The organism is Herbaspirillum sp. 1130, from assembly GCF_017833835.1.
GTDB lineage: Bacteria > Pseudomonadota > Gammaproteobacteria > Burkholderiales > Burkholderiaceae_D > Herbaspirillum > Herbaspirillum huttiense.
Map to the genome: position 1 here is coordinate 1,579,191 of NZ_JAFICQ010000001.1, position 16,735 is coordinate 1,595,925.

A 16,735-nucleotide genomic window follows, 5' to 3' on the forward strand; every position below is an offset into this window, starting at 1 on the left:
CCGGCCTTACCTGCCTCGTTTGGCGCATTTCCATATGCCAAAGGCGTATATAAGCAAATAAATACTATGTAGTTTGGTTTGAAACATAAGTTTATTACGATTCGCAGACTAATGGGCGAGGTGTTATGACTGTTTCTTATGTAGTAAGCGGATTTGCCGTTGGACTGCTGGTCGGACTGACCGGGGTCGGTGGCGGCTCGCTCATGACACCGCTGTTGACCTTGCTGTTCGGCATTCATCCCTCGGTGGCCGTGGGCACCGACCTGGCCTTTGCCTCCGCGACCAAGACCGCCGGCACCCTGGCCCATCGCTTCAAGGGTACGGTACGCTGGGATGTGGTGCGCCGGCTCTCTTATGGTGCGCTGCCCGCGGCCCTCGTGACCACGCTGCTGCTCAAGCACTTCGGCGCCGTCAGCGACGGCATCGCGCTGACCATCCGCTATTCGATTGCGATCTCGGTGTTCCTGACCGTGGTGGCCCTGCTCTTCCGCGCCCGCATGCAAGCCTGGCTCAATGCCCATCCGCAACGCCAGCTGCAGGGTGCCACGCTGGCCAACGCCACCATCGCCGCCGGTGCCCTGCTGGGCACGCTGGTGACCATTTCTTCCATCGGTGCCGGTGCCGTCGGCGCGACCTTGCTCGTGTTGCTGTATCCTCGCCTGTCTCCGGCGGAGATTGCCGGCACCGACATTGCCTATGCCGTGCCGCTGACCGCCATTGCGGCGCTGGGCCACTGGTGGCTGGGTTCGATCAACTGGGAACTGCTGGCGACCTTGTTGCTGGGATCGGTGCCAGGCATCACCATCGGATCGCTCGCGGCGCGAGCGGTGCCGGAGAAATTCTTGCGCGGCCTGCTGGCCATTACGCTGACGAGCGTTGCAGTCAAGCTGATTTGGTAGGCTCATTTTCAATCGGGCGCACCCTGATCCGGTCGCCCATAAGACGTTAACAGGGAAGACAAGATGTACCGCTATGACCAATACGATCACCTGATCGTCAAAGAGCGAGTCGCACAATACCGGGACCAGGTGCGTCGGCGCCTGTCGGATGAACTCATCGAAGACGAATTCCGCATCCTGCGCCTGCAAAACGGGCTCTACCTGCAACGCCACGCCTACATGCTGCGCGTCGCCATTCCCTACGGCATGCTGGCCTCCAGGCAACTGCGCAAGTTCGCCGAGATCGCCGTCAAGTACGATCGCGGCTACGGCCACTTCACCACCCGCCAGAACATCCAGTTCAACTGGATCAAGCTGGAAGAATCTCCCGATATCCTGGACGAACTGGCCAGCGTGGAAATGCACGCCATCCAGACCTCCGGCAACTGCATCCGCAACACCACCTCGGACGAACTGGCCGGCGTGGCCGCCGACGAAATCGTCGATCCGCGCCCCTACGCCGAACTGATCCGCGAGTGGAGCACTTTCCACCCCGAGTTCGCCTACCTGCCGCGCAAGTTCAAGATCGCCATCAGCGGCGCTGCCGAAGACCGTGCCGCGACCGCCGTGCATGACATCGGCCTGCACGTCATCAAGAACGAGGCTGGCGAAGTCGGCTTCCGCGTGCTGGTCGGCGGCGGCATGGGCCGCACCCCGATCCTGGGCAGCGTGATCCGTGACTTCCTGCCCTGGAAGCACGCCATGTCCTACCTCGAAGCGATCCTGCGCGTCTACAACCAGTACGGCCGCCGCGACAACATGTACAAGGCGCGCATCAAGATCCTGGTCAAGGCCATCGGCCCTGAAGAGTTTGCACGCCAGGTCGAAGCCGAATGGGCCGACATCAAGGATGGCCCCTCGACCCTGACCGAAGAAGAACTGCAGCGCGTGGCCAAGTTCTTCACCGATCCGGCCTACGAAACGCTGCCGGCCGTGGATGCGGAATACGAACGCCTGAAGGCCGAAGACCGTGGCTTCGCCAACTGGATCAAGCGCAACGTCAAGGCGCACAAGCAGGCCGGCTATGCTGCCGTGATCCTGTCGCTGAAGAAGCCGGGCGTGCCCCCAGGCGACATCACTGCCGACCAGATGAACTTCGTGGCCGACCTGGCCGATCAATACAGCTTCGGCGAACTGCGCGTGACCCACGAACAGAACCTGGTGCTGGCCGACGTCAAGCAATCCGACCTGTATGCCCTGTGGAAGGCCGCCAAGTCGCATGGACTGGCGACGCCCAACATCGGCCTGCTGACCGACATCATCTGCTGCCCCGGCGGCGACTTCTGCTCGCTGGCCAATGCCAAGTCGATCCCGATCGCCCAGGCCATTGCCGAGAAGTTCGAGAACATCGACTTCCAGCATGACATCGGCGACATCGAACTGAACATCTCCGGTTGCATCAACGCCTGCGGCCACCACCACGTGGGCAACATCGGCATCCTGGGCGTGGACAAGGATGGTTCCGAGTGGTACCAGGTGTCGCTGGGCGGCGCCCAGGGCAACGAGTCCTCGATCGGCAAGATCATCGGCCCCTCGTTCTCGGCCACCCAGATGCCGACCGTGATCGACCGCCTGCTGCAGGTGTACGTCAAGCAGCGCACCGAGGAAGAACGTTTCATCGACACCGTGCGCCGCATCGGTGTGACCCCGTTCAAGGAATTCGTTTACGCAACGCCGATCCGTTCGGCCGAGTATGTCGCAGGAGAAGACGCAAATGCCTGAAATCATCAAGAACAAGACCGTCGTCAGCGACGACTGGACCGTCCTGCGCCTGGCTGAAGGCGAGACCGCAGAAACCGTGACCGTGCCGCAAGGCCGCGTGATCGTGCCGCTGAAGGTGTGGCAGGCCCAGGGCGATGCCCTGAAGTCGCGCGCCGAGATCGGCGTCTGGCTGGCCAGCGATGAACGTCCGGAAGAACTGAAAGGCCAGCTGGACAGCTTCAAGGTCGTGGCCGTGGACTTCCCCAAGTTCGCCGATGGCCGTGGCTATTCCATCGCTTACAACCTGCGTGCCCGCCTGGGCTACACCGGCGAGCTGCGCGCCATCGGCGACGTGCTGCGCGACCAGCTGTTCTACATGCAGCGCGTGGGCTTCGACGCCTTCGCCGTGCGTGCCGACAAGAACATCCACGATGCCGTCAAGGGCCTGACCGACTTCTCCGAAAAGTACCAGACCTCCTGGGACGAGAAGAACCCGCTGTTCCGCCGCGTCAAGCGCGAAACCGTGCAGACCGCCGACTGAGGCGCGATCGTGAAGAAGGAAGGACAGCCCATGGCTACCCCAGGCTTGCAAGAACTCATCGCCAAGACCCAGGCCACGCTGGAACGCATCGCCGCCGAGTACGCCCCGGCGGCGCTGGCCTCCAGCCTGGCGGCCGAAGACATGGTGCTGACCGACCTGATCCTGCGCGGCCAGCTGCAGGATCGCATCAGCATCTTCACCCTGGAAACCGGCCGCCTGCACAAGGAAACCGTAGGCATGCTGGACCGCATCCGCGAGACCTACGATTACGAGGTCGCGCCCTATCGTCCCCAGCCTGAGGCGGTGGAAGCCTACGTGCAGAAGCACGGCGCCAACGCCTTCTACGACAGCGTGGAACTGCGCAAGGAGTGCTGCCACATCCGCAAGATGGAGCCGCTCAATCGCGCCCTGCAGGGCAAGGCCTCGTGGGTCACCGGCCAGCGCCGCGCGCAATCGGTCACGCGGGCCGAGCTGCACGTGCAGGAACGGGACGAAGCCCACGGCATGGAGAAGTTCAACCCCCTGGCCGACTGGTCCGAACAGGACGTGTGGGACTACATCCGCGCCAACGACGTGCCCTACAACCCGCTGCACGACCAAGGTTACCCGTCCATCGGCTGCGAGCCCTGTACCCGCGCCATCCAGCCCGGTGAAGATATCCGCGCCGGCCGCTGGTGGTGGGAGAACCCCGACTCCAAGGAATGCGGCCTGCACGTGGTCGACGGCAAGCTGGTGCGCATCAAGGCGCATGCAGCGAGCTGAACCAGAATTCAATCAAAGCAACAACAAGCAACGCATCGGAAGGTCCGGCATGAACACTGCGGTAGACACCCTCTTTTTGGACAACGCCAGCAACCGTCACCTCGACTGGCTGGAATCGGAAGCCATCCACATCATGCGCGAGGTCGCGGCCGAGTGCAGCAACCCGGCGCTGCTGTTCTCCGGCGGCAAGGACTCGGTGGTGCTGCTGCGCATCGCCGAGAAAGCCTTCCGTCCCGGCAAGTTCCCCTTCCCGCTGGTGCACATCGACACCGGCCACAACTTCCCGGAAGTCATCGAATTCCGTGACCGCCGCGCCGCTGAACTGGGCGAGCGCCTGGTGGTGCGTTCGGTGGAAGATTCGATCAAGCGCGGCACCGTGCGCCTGCGCAACCCGCAAACCGATTCGCGCAACGCCGCGCAAGCCGTGACGCTGCTGGAAACCATCGAAGAATTCAAGTTCGACGCCTGTATCGGCGGCGCGCGCCGTGATGAAGAAAAGGCCCGCGCCAAGGAACGCATCTTTTCCTTCCGCGACGAATTCGGCCAATGGAACCCCAAGGCCCAGCGCCCCGAGCTGTGGGACCTGTATAACACCCGCGTGCATCCGGGTGAGAACATGCGCGTCTTCCCCATCTCGAACTGGACCGAGCTGGACGTGTGGCAGTACATCGCCCGCGAAAAGCTGGCCCTGCCCTCGATCTACTTTGCCCATGAGCGCGAGGTGATTCCGCGCAATGGCCTCTTGGTGCCGCTCACCGACCTCACCCCGGCGCGCGAAGGCGAGACCGTGGAGAAGCAGGTCGTGCGCTTCCGCACCGTGGGCGACATCTCCTGCACCTGCCCGGTGTCTTCCGATGCCGCTTCCGTGGAAGCCATCATCGCCGAGACCGCAGTGACCCAGATTACCGAGCGCGGCGCGACCCGCATGGACGACCAGACGTCCGAAGCCTCGATGGAAAAACGCAAGAAGGAAGGATATTTCTGATGAACGCCGCCGCAACCCAAGCACAACTGGCCCAGGCCTCCGCGCAACCGCACGAACGCGGCCTGCTGCGCTTCATCACCGCCGGTTCCGTGGACGATGGCAAGAGCACCCTGATCGGCCGCCTGCTGTTCGACAGCAAGGGCATTTTCGCCGACCAGCTCGATGCCATTTCGCGCGCCAAGCACAAGCGTACCGTGGGCGACACGGTCGACCTGTCGCTGCTCACCGATGGCCTGGAAGCCGAGCGCGAGCAAGGCATCACCATCGACGTGGCCTATCGCTACTTTGCCACCCCCAAGCGCAAGTTCATCATCGCCGACACCCCGGGCCATGAGCAGTACACCCGCAACATGGTGACCGGTGCCTCGACTGCCGACGCCGTGATCATCCTGGTGGACGTGTCCAAGGTGAAGCTGGGCGAGGATGGCAGCGTGGAACTGCTGACCCAGACCAAGCGCCACTCCACCATCGCCCACCTGCTGCAGATCCAGCACGTGATCGTGGCCGTCAACAAGATGGACCTGGTGGACTACGACCAGACCGTCTATGAACGCATCGTCGGTGCTTACCAGCAATTCGCGCAGCAACTGGGCTTGAAGGATGTGCACGCCATCCCGCTGTCGGCGCTGGCCGGCGACAACGTGGTGGAGGCCAGCTCGCGCATGCCCTGGTACCAGGGTCCGACGCTGATCACCCTGCTGGAGTCGCTGTCGGTGTATGAAGATGCGCACGAGGAAGCCTTCCGCTTCCCGGTGCAGCTGGTGGCGCGCCACAACGGCCATGAAGCCAATGACTTCCGTGGCTACATGGGCCGCATCGAAGCCGGCAAGGTGGCCAAGGGTGACAAGCTGGTAGTACTGCCCAGCGGCCAGAGCGCCACCGTCAAGGACATCCGGACCCTGGACGGTTCACTGGAATCGGCCACGGCCGGCCAGTCAGTGACCCTCCTGCTGGACGAATACCTGGACATCTCGCGCGGCGACCTGTTGGCCGCCGAGGCACAGCCGTCCACCATCCTGAAGACCATCAACGCGGATGTCTGCTGGCTCTCCGAAGAACCGCTGGACCTGCGCCGCAAGTACTGGCTCAAGCACACCACCAAGCAGGTGGCCGCGCGCGTGGCCAAGGTCGATACGCTGCTGGACATCAACACCCAGGAACGCCGTCCCGCCGATACGCTCAAGCTCAATGACATCGCCCGCATCAGCGTGAACGTGCAGCAGCCCATCGCGGCCGATGCCTACCAGGACATCCGTGCCACTGGCGCCTTCATCCTGATCGACGAAGTGAGCCACCAGACAGTGGCCGCTGGTATGATTCGGATCGACTGAATTTCCTTCGATCCGCAATCGTCTCTTCGACCAGGCCATGGCCACCCAACAGGCAGCGACTTCACCTTCTTCCGATTCACCCGCCCCCAGCCCGGAGCATCCGGGCATGGTGTGGCTGATCGGCTCCGGCCCCGGGGCCGCTGACCTGTTGACGGTACGCGCCGCACGCCTGCTGGCGCAGGCCGACATCGTGCTGCACGATGCCCTGGTCACCGAAGAGATCCTGGCACTGTGTCCGCAAGCCGTGCAGGTGTCGGTGGGCAAGCGCAGCGGCCAGCGCTCCACGGCCCAGCCGGTCATCAACCAGAAGCTGGTCGAAGCCGCGCAGCAGTACCGCCGCGTAGTACGCCTCAAAGGCGGCGACCCCATGCTCTTCGGCCGTGCCGATGAAGAGATGCGGGCGCTTGAAGCCAACCACATCCCTTACGAAATCGTCCCCGGCATCACTGCCGCACTGGCCGCCGCCTCGGCCGCCAAGCGTCCGCTCACGCGGCGCGGGATTGCGCGCAGCGTCTCGCTGTTCACCTCCAGCACGGGTGTGGACGAGCCGGATGAAGTGCGCATGCCCAATGGCGATACGCTGGTGCAGTACATGGGCGGGCGCGAAGCCACGGCCACGGCGCAGCGCTTGCTGGCTTTGGGCCATGCGCCCGATACGCCGGTCGTAGTGGTGGAGAACTGCAGCCGTCCTGACGAGCACATCTACCATCTGCAACTGGCCGGTCTGGAGGCCGGACTGCAAGCCTGCAGCGGGCCGGTGCTGGTGATGATCGGGCCGGCGCTGGCGGATCGGGACTGAAGTTCATGCACCTGCTCCACGACCCTGCCGCCCCTGCAGCTGCTGCCATCGATTTCGAGGCCTTCCTCAAGGTCGATATCCGCATCGGCACCATCATCGCCGCAGACGCCTTCCCTGAAGCACGCAAGCCTGCGTTCAAACTGAAGATCGATTTCGGCCCGGGCATCGGCGTGCGCCAGAGCAGCGCCCAGATCACCACCCACTACACGCTGGAGCAGTTGGTCGGCCGTCAGGTGGCGGCGGTAGTGAATTTCCCGCCGCGCCAGATCGGCAAGTTCATGTCAGAAGTCCTGACGCTGGGCTTTCCTGCCGCCCAGGGCGAGGTGGTGTTGTTCAAGCCCGACCAGGCCGTGCCCAACGGCGCTCGCCTGTTCTGAAGGGCTCACGGCCCCCCCAAAAAAAAGATGGCCCGTTTCCGGGCCATCGTCGCATCCAGGAGTGCTGACCGCCGGATCAGCTATTGACCGTCCCCACGCAATACGCCGCAATCGCCTGCAACACCGCCTCATCCTCGCCAACTGCAGCGACGGTGCGCACGTCCACACCCGGATGCGCCTGGCGCAATTGCTCCAGCAGTTCCGGCAGATCACGGCGAACGTGGCCGCCCTGCCCCAGGAACACCGGAATGACGGTCACGCGCCGGCTGCCGGCGGCGATCTGCCGCGCCGCCACAGTCGGCAGGTCCGGCTGCATCAGTTCCAGAAAGGCCAGCTCCACGCTGGTCCCCGGCATGGCCGCCTGCGTCAGCGCGCGCAGGCGCTCGAAAGGCGCAGCCCAGGCAGGGTCGCGAGCGCCGTGGGCGAACAGGATCAGGCTTTGGGAAGTGGCTTGGCTCATGATGTGCAGCAGTCTTTCAGGCTAAATAAACGAAATCGCAGGACGAACTCAGGTCCGCTCCACCCACCACAGCGCGCCAATGGCCAGCACCATGAACAGCAGGCTGGGCAAGGCCGCGGTCATGAAGGCCGGCCAGGTATTGAGCAGCCCCAGATGGGAGAACAGGCTGTTGATGAGCTGGAAGCAGACGCCGATCATGATGCCGGTGAAGATCTTCAGGCTCACGCCACCGGCACGGAAATGCAGGTAGGCAAACGGCAAGGCCAGCGCCAGCATCACGAAGATCGACAGCGGATAAACGATCTTCTTCCAGAACGCGATTTCGTAACGGTCGGTGCGCTGATTGTTGGCTTCCAAATGCTTGGTGTAGGCCAGCAGGTCATAAGCCGACATGCGGTCCGGATCGGCGAAGAGCACCGAGAGAATTTCCGGCGTCACTTCCGACACCAGCTTCAGCTGCGGCAGCTTCACAGTCTTGACCGGCTCGGTGATCTTGCGGTCCTTGCCGCCGACGAAGTCCGATTGCACCACGTCGTTGAGCACCCACTGATGATTGCCCTCATAGATGCCATCCTTGGCCACGACCATGCGCGCCATGTGGAAGTCGGTATCGAGCTCGTACAGCTTGACGCCTTCGATGCGGCCATCCGGTTGCACGGTCTGGATGTTGATGAAGCGGCTGCCGGTGACGTTGCCTTCCAGGCCGTTGTCCTTGATGACGTCCTTGGCCCACATGCCCGAGCGGAACTGCGAAGACATCGATGCCCCCTGCGCCTGCAGCTTGAGCTTCTCGGCCCACTCGGACGCCTTGGGCGCGATCAGTTCGCCGAACACGATGGTCAGCACCGCAAAGCCCACACCGATGCGCAGCAGCACCTTGGCCGCCATGCCGGTGGACATGCTGGAGACGCGCATGATGGTGAATTCCGAGCGCGCCGCCAGTTGCGAGAGCGTGTAGATGGTGCCGATCAGCACCGCCGTCGGCATCAGTTCATAGACATTGCCGGGCAAGCCCATGAGCACATAGAACACCGCCTGCTGCAGCTTGTAGCCATTGCGGCCGACCTGCTCCAGCTGGCCCATCATCTCGAAGAAGGCGAACAGCGCCAGGAAGGCCGCCAGTGCGAACAGCACCGAGCGCGTGATCTCGGCAGTGAAATAACGTTGGATGACTCTCATCTCAGGCCTCGCGCTTGAACGTCAGGGCGCGGCGCACTCGGCTCCACATCCGGGATGGGTGATAGGGATGATTGATGTTCAGGCGCAGGACGAACATGCCCACGATCAGCGCCACCACGATCAGGTGGACGGGCCACCAGGCCATCACGAAACTCATGCGCTGCTGCGCCACCGAAGCCTGGAACACGCTGACCGTATTGGAGTAGACGACGAACAGCAGCAAGGCCACCAGCAGCCCCAGCGAACGGCCGGCGCGCGGGTTCACGAAGGACAGCGGAATGGCCAGCAGCATCAGCGCCAGCGCCATCAGCGGCAGGGCGATGCGCCACAGCAGCTCGCCACGCGCATAGCCGTCCTGCTTGGCCAGCAGTTCCTTCATCTGCAAGGCGCGCGCCGAGCGTTCACCGGCGGCGCTCTGCGACTGGTTGCCGATCAGCAGGCCATAGCGTTCAAAATCGACGATCTGGAAATCCGGCAGGCTGGGCGAGCCATCGTAACGGCGGCCCTTGTTCATGACCACGAACTTCTCGCCATCAGGATCGATCTGGGTCTCGCCTTCCTTGGCGACGACCACGCTGTTCTTGCCATCGGCGTTGATGGTGTTGACGAAGATGTTGCGCACCTTGGAGGCATCGCCGGAAATACCCTCGACGAAGAAGATCCGGTTGGCCGCCGCCGACTCCTGGAACTTGCCGGGAGAGACGCGGGCGATGTCCTCGCGCTGTTCGAAGCGGCTGCGGTATTCGCTGCTCTGTTCGTTGGCCCAGGGCGTCACCACGAAGGACAGCGCCGCCACCAGGGCCACGATGGGCCAGCCGAAGCGAATGACCGGCGCGATCCAGCGCGTGAGCGACATGCCGCAGGCGAACCAGACCACGATCTCGGAATCCTGGTAACTGCGCGTCATCACCAGCAGCACCGAGATGAACCCGGTGAGGATCAGGATGATGGGCATGTAGTTCAGCGACTGGAAGCCGATCAGGGCCAGCACGTCTTGCGACGCAACCTGGCCGCCTGCGGCCTGGCCGAGGATCTTGATCAGCATCACCGTCAGCGTGATGGTGAACAGCGTAGTGAAGACCCCACCTGCGGTGCTGGTCAGTTCGCGTCGTAGGGCGCGTTGGAAAATCATGGGAATGCTGGCTTGGTTTCTGGTGTCGGGATCGTTGTAGGGATGGCCGGTGCCCGGCATCGTGTCCGAGGCTGGCTCACCTGACAGAACTCATGCGCGCGTCGCGACGAAATGGGCTCTATAATCGCCAAGTAATTCATATAAAGGACGAACGATGGACTTTAGCACAAAAACATTGGACGCAAAAAACGCCTTGACGGGCGTAAAGACCGGCGCACTGGTCGTTGGCATCTATGAAAACCGCAAGCTGTCCAAGGCCGCCGGTGCCCTCGACAAGCTGGGCGCCATCAGCGCCGCGCTGAAGTCGGGCGACATTTCCGGCAAGCCGGGCTCGACCCTGCTGCTGCGCGGCGTGACCGGCATCGCCGCCGAACGCATCGTGCTGCTGGGCCTGGGCAACGAAGACGAGGGCGCTGACAAGAACTTTGCCGCTGCCAGCGGCGGCCTGGTGCGCGCCCTGGCCACCCTGGGCTGTGACGATGCCGCCCTGGCCCTGCCCTTCGATGGCATCAAGGGCCGTGGCCTGGACTGGGCCATCCGCACCGTGGTGCTGGCCGGCCGTGACGCCGTCTATCGTTCCGACACGATGAAGAGCAAGAAGGACCCGGCGCCCACCGGCGTCAGGAAGATCACCCTGCTGGTCGCCGCCGAGCAAGGCGCTGCCGCCAAGGCCGCCCTGGGCGAGGCCGTGGCGCTGGCCAACGGCATGGCACTGACCAAGGAACTGGGCAACCTGCCCGGCAACGTCTGTACCCCGACCTACCTGGCCACGACCGCCAAGAAACTGGCCAAGGAATTCAAGCTGGGCGTGGAAGTGCTGGAGCGCAAGCAGCTCGAAGCGCTCAAGATGGGCAGCTTCCTGTCGGTCACCAACGGCAGCGACCAGCCGCCCAAGTTCATCGTCCTGAAGCACCTGGGCGGCAAGGCCAAGGATGCACCCGTGGTGCTGGTCGGCAAGGGCATCACCTTCGACACCGGCGGCATCTCCCTCAAGCCGGGCCTGAACATGGACGAGATGAAGTACGACATGTGCGGTGCCGCCTCGGTGCTGGGGACCTTCCGCACCATCGCCGAACTGGGCCTGAAACTGAACGTCATCGGCGTCATCCCGACCTGCGAAAACATGCCCTCGGGCCGCGCCACCAAGCCGGGTGACATCGTCACCTCGATGTCCGGCCAGACCATCGAAGTCCTGAACACCGACGCCGAAGGCCGCCTGATCCTGTGCGACGCGCTGACCTATGTGGAACGCTTCAAACCGGCTGCCGTGGTCGACATCGCCACCCTGACCGGTGCCTGCGTGGTGGCCCTGGGCCATCACAACACGGGCCTGTTCACCCGCGAGGATGACACCCACGACCAGCTGGCCAACGCCCTGCTGGCGGCCGGCAAGGAAAGCGGCGATACCGCCTGGCGCATGCCGATCCAGGACGCCTACCAAGAGCAGTTGAAGTCCAACTTCGCCGACATCGCCAACATCGGCGGCCAGCCCGGCGGCAGCGTGACGGCAGCCTGCTTCCTGGAGCGATTCACCCGCAAGTACACCTGGGCCCACCTGGACATCGCCGGCACCGCCTGGAAGAGCGGCGCGGCCAAGGGCGCCACCGGCCGCCCGGTACCGCTGCTGACGACCTGGCTGCTCAACCAGGCACGCGCCAAGTCGGCACGCGCCTGATGGGCCTGCGGCACGGAGACGGAACCGGCCACGCCATGACCACTCTCCTGTCGCGGACCGCCCCGGACGCCGCCCTGGCAAGACCACCGCAGCACGCCGTGTTGCGGTGGTTTTTTTTCATCTTTTTACTGCTGGTTGCCAGCCCTGGACTGATCCTGCCGGGACCGGCCATGGCGCAAGACGCGCCGATGCCGCCCGCACAGACCGTGCGTTTTCCTTCATCTGACGGTAAAACCACCCTCACCGGCTATCTCTACGATCCCTTCGGTGCCGGCCCGCATCCGGCCATCGTGCTGCTGCATGGACGCGCCGGCCTGTATTCCTCCCGCGTCAATGCGGCCTGCACGCAGATCGGCCCGGCCATCCCCTCGCCCTGCGATGCCAGCACGCTGACGGCACGCCATCTGGACTGGACGCGCTATTGGCTGGCACGCGGCTACGTGGTCCTGCTGGTGGACAGTTTCGGCCCGCGCGGCGTGGCCCACGGCTTTGGCCGACATACGCATGGCGCGCCCGAACGCGCCGCCGTCAATGAACTCACCGTTCGGCCGCTGGACGCGGAAGGAGCGCTGCAATGGCTGGCCACGCGCAGCGAAGTCGATGTCCGCCGCATCATGCTGCAAGGCTGGTCCAATGGCGGCAGCACGGCACTGAACGTGATGCAGCGCCAGGCTGCGCGGCCGGCGGACGATGCGCCCTCCTTCGCCGCCGCGCTGGTGTTCTATCCGGGATGCGGCAAGCAGGCCCTACTGTCGTCCCACCCCGAGTTCGACAAACCGATGCAGGTGCTGCTGGGCAGCGCCGACGAGGAAGTCTCGCCGCTGACCTGCGAGCGCGTCCTGCGCCAGTCCATCCGCCTGCGCCAGGCACCGCCGCCGGTGGTGACGCTCTATGCGGGGGCCACACATGACTTCGACGACCCGGGCCGTGCACGCCAGTCGGTCGAGGCCAACCGCGCTGCGCGCCAGGATGCGCAGACCCGCCTGGGGCCTTGGCTGGACCAGATTTCACGCTGAACATTGCTGGCCAGCAAAGCCGCAGCGACCGCCTGCAAGGCTGCGGGTTCCCCTCTAGACTGTGAACTTTTTCCGGAACACTACCAACCCCGCCGTGGTCGGTAGCAAGGTCGACGCAGTTCATTCCAACGAATGCCAACAAGAAAGGATCAGCATGGCCAACGCCAATACCAATGCCCATCTTCACAGTGACCTCTTCAAGCCCATGCAGCTGGGTGCGGTGCAATTGCAGAACCGCATCGTCATGGCGCCGCTCACCCGCAGCCGTGCCAAGGCGGGCGACGTGCCCACCGAACTGGCAGCCGAATACTATGCGCAGCGCGCCGGTGCCGGCCTGATCATCGCCGAGGCCACCCAGATCTCGCCACAGGGCAAGGGTTACGCCTGGACCCCGGGCATCTACAACGAATCGCACGTGGCCGGCTGGAAGAAGATCACCGACGCCGTCCACGCCAAGGGCGGCCGCATCTTCCTGCAGCTGTGGCATGTGGGCCGCATCTCGCACCCTGACCTGCAACCCGGCAACGCGCTGCCGGTCGCGCCTTCGGCCATCAAGCCGGAAGGCAATGCCTTCACCGAGAGCGGTTTCAAGCCCTTCGTGGAACCGCGCGCACTGGATGCCTCTGAATTGCCCGCCATCGTCGAGCAATACAAGATCGCTGCGCAACTCTCCCTGCAGGCCGGATTCGATGGCGTGGAAATCCACGCCGCCAACGGCTACCTGCTGGACCAGTTCCTGCGTGACAAGACCAACCAGCGCACCGACAACTACGGCGGCAGCATCGAGAACCGTGCCCGCCTGCTGCTGGAAGTGGTGGAAGCGGTGACCTCGGTGATCCCCAGCGAGCGCGTGGGCATCCGCCTGTCGCCCATCAGCCCGGCCAATGACATCGCCGACAGCGATCCCAAGGCCCTCTTCAGCTATGTGGTGGAGCAGCTGAACCGCTACAAGCTGGTCTACCTGCACGTGGTGGAGGGTGCCACCGGCGGCCCGCGCGAAGTCGAAGGTGGCTTCGACCTGCAGATCCTGCGCGATCTCTTCAAGGGCATCTACATCGCCAACAATGGCTATGACCTGGAGATGGCGGTGAAGGCACGCGACCGCAATCTGGCCGACCTGGTCGCCTTCGGCCGCCCGTGGATCGCCAATCCGGATCTGGTGGAACGCTTCAAGGCCGGCGCACCGCTGGCCGAGATCAACCAGGCCACGCTCTATGGCGGCGGTGCGGAAGGCTATACCGACTACCCGACCCTGCAGCAGTCCTGATGCACTGAACCGTGCCGGGCCGCCTGCGTCCGGCGCCAATTGCCCATGACAGCCATGGCCTGCCTGCGCGGCAGGCCATTTTCGTGAGCGGATGCCGCAGCGCCCCGCTGACCGCTACAATGCCGCTTGCTCCCCCCACTCCACTGCCCAACATGAAAAACATACTCGCCATGCTCACGCTGGCCTGCTGCGCCCTCCCCGTTCTGGCTCAGCAAGCCGCTCCGGCAACCACCACGCCCGATCCCCTGCAACTGCAGGACCGTCTCACCGGTGACATCGGCGCAGGCGTCTACCGCGTCGACCGCAACGGCCCCGATGCCGACCGCAGCAACCACGTCCTGCCCTATGCCTATGCCGACTACGGGCGCTTCTTTGCCCGGCTCGACACCTTCGGCGTCAAGACCGTGCGCATGGGCTACGGCTATCTGGAACTGGCCGGGCGCGTGAGCCTGGACGGTTTCGATGCCCAGCGGGGCCTGCAGCGCCGTTCGGATCCGATTCCGCTCGGCATCGGTACCTATCAGGAAACGCCCATCGGCGGTTTCTTCCTCAACGTCTTCCGTGACTTCAACAAGTCGCATGGCACCCTGGCCGAGGCCATCTATGCGGCGCAGATCGACCTGGGTCCGGTGACCCTCTATCCGCAGCTCGGCGTCGAATACCGCAGCGGCAGCTACAACGATTACTTCGTCGGCGTCACTTCCAGCGAAGCGGCCGCCAGCGGCCTGCGCCAGTACAGCGCCGGTGCGTCCACCAGCCCGACCCTGGGTCTGGCCGCCGATGTCCCGTTGACCGGCGACTGGCACCTCAACCTGCACCTGCGCCGCAAATGGCTGGACAACGCGGTGGCCGACAGTCCGCTGGTGCGCCGTCACACCGATGACACCGCCATCGTGGCGGTCAGCTATCGCTTCAAGTAAGACACTTCTCCTCCCTGCCTGAAGACGGCGCGTTGCCCGGCTTCAGGTAGCGGCGCTGCCGTACCTGCTCTCCCGATTTTTCTTCTTCTCTTCTTCTCTTCTTCTCTTCTTCTCTTCTTCTCTTCGTTGTCTTCTGATGTCCTCGCTTGCCGCTGCTGCACGCGCGCTGTGATGTAGTCAAGGATCGTCACGTTCCGCTGAAGCGCGCTCTGCGCACAGCGCACTTTTTCTCTACGGATGAGCTGGACTTCCTTGCGAATTTTTTTCGCGTGATCCTGAGCATTACGGCCGCGCTTCCTTTGCGTAAATAGTTCCCGAATATGTTCATGCGTCACTTTTTCTGACGCAAATTTCGTCCTGTTTTTCAGCCCATGAGAAGGAGTTCATGTTGCCCTAAAAACTTAGTTTCCGCATCCAAACTAATTGCCTCAAGAGAATCCATACTTCGTCGGAAACCCTTTACCGGCGCGGCTTCATGGATTCCTACATCACAACAGGAGTGACAGGAAAAGCGTAATAATTTATTGCTAACGTTGGCATTTTTCCATTATTCTCACTCCGTCTCGATGAACAAATATCACAAACAGAGACAGGATTCCGGCCTCGCCAACACCAATAAAAAAACCTGTCGGATCGCTATCCCCCTTGCAGTGCTTTCGCAATCAAATACCAATCGAATACCCACCAATCAATCGAACTGGAAAGAGGTCTTTTATGAAAAAACTGTTGAGCAGTTTCCTTGTCGCGTCCGCATTCGTCGCCATGGCATCCTCGGCTAGCGCCGCGGACCTGGAGCGTACGCGCACGCTGGTGTGGACCGACGCCACGTCGACCTTCAACGCCCGCTTCGGCGATGGCACCACTGGCCAGACCTTCCTGGAGAACTTCACCTTCAACATCGGCGGTGCCGGCGCGTCGGTTTCCTCGGCCCTGGTGTCGATCGCCCTGGACGGCCTCTCGCGCGTGGGCATCAACAGCTTCACCCTGAGCGGCAACGGCCAGACCTACACCGGCACCCAACTGTCCGGCGGTGACCTGCAGATCTTCAGCCTGCGCACCAATGGCCTGACTTCCGGCCTGTACACCCTGTCGGTGGCCGGCACCGTGCTGGGCTCGGCGGGCGGCAGCTTCGCCGGCAACATCAGCGTGGCACCGGTCCCGGAAGCCTCGACCACCGCCATGATGATCGGCGGCCTGGGCCTGATCGGCTTCGCGGCCTATCGTCGTCGCAAGGCGGGTGACAAGGGTGACAAGGCGCAGATGAATGCGCAGATGATGCCGGCGTAATGCTCGGGATCTGATTGCTTGGCCCGGATTGCGGGCCGGCAATGGCACAACGAAGGGGAATGTCTGCGAGGGCCTTCCCCTTCTGTTTTGGAGGAAGTCTTCGGTCTCGGCCGACCTCGTCCAACCTGCCGCCTTGGTGAATGCGGTAAGATGTCGCCCATTGTCCACGACGCATCGGCCATGATGCGCACGGCCCGCCTCCGATTCACCACTGCATTGTCCCCATGAAAATCGCCACCTGCGATCTGAATTAGCATCTCGCTACGTTGCAGTACATATCTGCAATCGCCTGAAACCCCTCTACAGGCTTGAGTTTTCGTCTCACAGCATGCCATTATGCTCCCCTACATCGCAACAAAAGCGGG

17 protein-coding genes are annotated in these 16,735 nt (G+C 63.3%); 13 read left to right on the plus strand and 4 right to left on the minus strand.

The window, feature by feature from the left end; all coding sequences use genetic code 11:
- The first annotated feature begins 125 nt into the window (after positions 1-125).
- The 8 genes from JOD78_RS06915 to JOD78_RS06950 all read left to right on the plus strand — a co-directional run bounded on the left by JOD78_RS06915 (position 126) and on the right by JOD78_RS06950 (position 7,434).
- Positions 126-899, plus strand: a complete 774-nt coding sequence (locus JOD78_RS06915) for a sulfite exporter TauE/SafE family protein (protein WP_121042086.1) — start codon at positions 126-128, stop codon at positions 897-899.
- A 63-nt stretch (positions 900-962) separates the two neighbouring features.
- Positions 963-2,660, plus strand: coding sequence for a nitrite/sulfite reductase (locus tag JOD78_RS06920; RefSeq protein ID WP_121042088.1), 1,698 nt, complete (start codon positions 963-965; stop codon positions 2,658-2,660).
- Positions 2,653-3,180 (plus strand): DUF934 domain-containing protein, encoded by a 528-nt coding sequence (locus tag JOD78_RS06925; RefSeq protein ID WP_121042090.1) that lies wholly within the window; start codon positions 2,653-2,655, stop codon positions 3,178-3,180. The genes JOD78_RS06920 and JOD78_RS06925 overlap by 8 nt, the downstream gene beginning before the upstream one ends.
- A gap of 30 nt (positions 3,181-3,210) precedes the next feature.
- The gene (locus tag JOD78_RS06930) at positions 3,211-3,942 is read left to right on the plus strand and encodes a phosphoadenylyl-sulfate reductase (protein WP_039784892.1); all 732 of its coding nucleotides are present in this window, start codon (positions 3,211-3,213) and stop codon (positions 3,940-3,942) included.
- Between the two features lie 49 nt (positions 3,943-3,991).
- Positions 3,992-4,927, plus strand: coding sequence for a sulfate adenylyltransferase subunit CysD (gene cysD, locus JOD78_RS06935; RefSeq protein ID WP_034335061.1), 936 nt, complete (start codon positions 3,992-3,994; stop codon positions 4,925-4,927).
- Positions 4,927-6,258, plus strand: coding sequence for a GTP-binding protein (locus tag JOD78_RS06940; RefSeq protein WP_121042092.1), 1,332 nt, complete (start codon positions 4,927-4,929; stop codon positions 6,256-6,258). The genes cysD and JOD78_RS06940 overlap by 1 nt, the downstream gene beginning before the upstream one ends.
- 37 nt (positions 6,259-6,295) lie before the next feature.
- Positions 6,296-7,057 (plus strand): uroporphyrinogen-III C-methyltransferase, encoded by a 762-nt coding sequence (gene cobA, locus JOD78_RS06945; RefSeq protein WP_121042094.1) that lies wholly within the window; start codon positions 6,296-6,298, stop codon positions 7,055-7,057.
- A 5-nt stretch (positions 7,058-7,062) separates the two neighbouring features.
- A complete protein-coding gene (locus tag JOD78_RS06950) occupies positions 7,063-7,434 on the plus strand; it encodes a tRNA-binding protein (protein ID WP_209566937.1) in 372 nt (123 codons plus the stop codon).
- Between the two features lie 76 nt (positions 7,435-7,510).
- Here JOD78_RS06950 and JOD78_RS06955 read toward each other — a convergent pair whose 3' ends face one another.
- The 3 genes from JOD78_RS06955 to lptF are packed head-to-tail and all read right to left on the minus strand — an operon-like array spanning position 7,511 to position 10,205.
- Positions 7,511-7,894: a CbiX/SirB N-terminal domain-containing protein gene (locus tag JOD78_RS06955; RefSeq protein WP_034335076.1), complete on the minus strand. Its 384-nt coding sequence runs from the start codon at positions 7,892-7,894 to the stop codon at positions 7,511-7,513.
- A 48-nt stretch (positions 7,895-7,942) separates the two neighbouring features.
- Positions 7,943-9,073 (minus strand): LPS export ABC transporter permease LptG, encoded by a 1,131-nt coding sequence (gene lptG, locus JOD78_RS06960; RefSeq protein WP_034335073.1) that lies wholly within the window; start codon positions 9,071-9,073, stop codon positions 7,943-7,945.
- Between the two features lies 1 nt (position 9,074).
- Positions 9,075-10,205: an LPS export ABC transporter permease LptF gene (gene lptF / locus JOD78_RS06965; RefSeq protein ID WP_134136088.1), complete on the minus strand. Its 1,131-nt coding sequence runs from the start codon at positions 10,203-10,205 to the stop codon at positions 9,075-9,077.
- Between the two features lie 154 nt (positions 10,206-10,359).
- On the opposite strand from lptF, the gene JOD78_RS06970 reads away from it, so the two are divergent.
- The 4 genes from JOD78_RS06970 (at position 10,360) to JOD78_RS06985 (ending at position 15,083) form a co-directional block, all read left to right on the plus strand.
- Positions 10,360-11,880 carry a leucyl aminopeptidase gene (locus JOD78_RS06970; protein WP_134136089.1) on the plus strand — a complete coding sequence of 507 codons (1,521 nt, stop codon included), beginning with the start codon at positions 10,360-10,362 and terminating at the stop codon, positions 11,878-11,880.
- Between the two features lie 170 nt (positions 11,881-12,050).
- Positions 12,051-12,896 (plus strand): dienelactone hydrolase family protein, encoded by an 846-nt coding sequence (locus JOD78_RS06975; RefSeq protein ID WP_245201992.1) that lies wholly within the window; start codon positions 12,051-12,053, stop codon positions 12,894-12,896.
- A gap of 154 nt (positions 12,897-13,050) precedes the next feature.
- Entirely contained in the window at positions 13,051-14,163 is a 1,113-nt protein-coding gene (locus JOD78_RS06980; RefSeq protein ID WP_209566938.1) for an alkene reductase, read from the plus strand.
- Positions 14,164-14,315: 152 nt separating this feature from the next.
- The gene (locus JOD78_RS06985; protein ID WP_034335090.1) at positions 14,316-15,083 is read left to right on the plus strand and encodes a MipA/OmpV family protein; all 768 of its coding nucleotides are present in this window, start codon (positions 14,316-14,318) and stop codon (positions 15,081-15,083) included.
- On the opposite strand, the gene JOD78_RS06990 is transcribed toward JOD78_RS06985, so the two are convergent.
- Positions 15,068-15,418, minus strand: coding sequence for a hypothetical protein (locus JOD78_RS06990; protein ID WP_209566939.1), 351 nt, complete (start codon positions 15,416-15,418; stop codon positions 15,068-15,070). The genes JOD78_RS06985 and JOD78_RS06990 overlap by 16 nt on opposite strands.
- A gap of 379 nt (positions 15,419-15,797) precedes the next feature.
- Between JOD78_RS06990 and JOD78_RS06995 the strand changes: the two genes are divergently transcribed.
- A complete protein-coding gene (locus tag JOD78_RS06995) occupies positions 15,798-16,370 on the plus strand; it encodes an FxDxF family PEP-CTERM protein (RefSeq protein ID WP_121042105.1) in 573 nt (190 codons plus the stop codon).
- Positions 16,371-16,735 lie beyond the last annotated feature (365 nt).

What these genes read in the sequence shown, in the direction of transcription:
- JOD78_RS06930 (WP_039784892.1), top strand. Translation starts at nt 3,211, where the DNA reads ATGGCTACCCCAGGCTTGCAAGAACTCATCGCCAAGACCCAGGCCACG.
- JOD78_RS06940 (WP_121042092.1), top strand. Translation starts at nt 4,927, where the DNA reads ATGAACGCCGCCGCAACCCAAGCACAACTGGCCCAGGCCTCCGCGCAA.
- JOD78_RS06980 (WP_209566938.1), top strand. Translation starts at nt 13,051, where the DNA reads ATGGCCAACGCCAATACCAATGCCCATCTTCACAGTGACCTCTTCAAG.
- cobA (WP_121042094.1), top strand. Translation starts at nt 6,296, where the DNA reads ATGGCCACCCAACAGGCAGCGACTTCACCTTCTTCCGATTCACCCGCC.
- JOD78_RS06915 (WP_121042086.1), top strand. Translation starts at nt 126, where the DNA reads ATGACTGTTTCTTATGTAGTAAGCGGATTTGCCGTTGGACTGCTGGTC.
- JOD78_RS06975 (WP_245201992.1), top strand. Translation starts at nt 12,051, where the DNA reads ATGGCGCAAGACGCGCCGATGCCGCCCGCACAGACCGTGCGTTTTCCT.
- JOD78_RS06920 (WP_121042088.1), top strand. Translation starts at nt 963, where the DNA reads ATGTACCGCTATGACCAATACGATCACCTGATCGTCAAAGAGCGAGTC.
- JOD78_RS06955 (WP_034335076.1), bottom strand. Translation starts at nt 7,894, where the DNA reads ATGAGCCAAGCCACTTCCCAAAGCCTGATCCTGTTCGCCCACGGCGCT.
- lptG (WP_034335073.1), bottom strand. Translation starts at nt 9,073, where the DNA reads ATGAGAGTCATCCAACGTTATTTCACTGCCGAGATCACGCGCTCGGTG.
- JOD78_RS06985 (WP_034335090.1), top strand. Translation starts at nt 14,316, where the DNA reads ATGAAAAACATACTCGCCATGCTCACGCTGGCCTGCTGCGCCCTCCCC.
- cysD (WP_034335061.1), top strand. Translation starts at nt 3,992, where the DNA reads ATGAACACTGCGGTAGACACCCTCTTTTTGGACAACGCCAGCAACCGT.
- JOD78_RS06970 (WP_134136089.1), top strand. Translation starts at nt 10,360, where the DNA reads ATGGACTTTAGCACAAAAACATTGGACGCAAAAAACGCCTTGACGGGC.
- JOD78_RS06995 (WP_121042105.1), top strand. Translation starts at nt 15,798, where the DNA reads ATGAAAAAACTGTTGAGCAGTTTCCTTGTCGCGTCCGCATTCGTCGCC.
- JOD78_RS06925 (WP_121042090.1), top strand. Translation starts at nt 2,653, where the DNA reads ATGCCTGAAATCATCAAGAACAAGACCGTCGTCAGCGACGACTGGACC.
- lptF (WP_134136088.1), bottom strand. Translation starts at nt 10,205, where the DNA reads ATGATTTTCCAACGCGCCCTACGACGCGAACTGACCAGCACCGCAGGT.
- JOD78_RS06950 (WP_209566937.1), top strand. Translation starts at nt 7,063, where the DNA reads ATGCACCTGCTCCACGACCCTGCCGCCCCTGCAGCTGCTGCCATCGAT.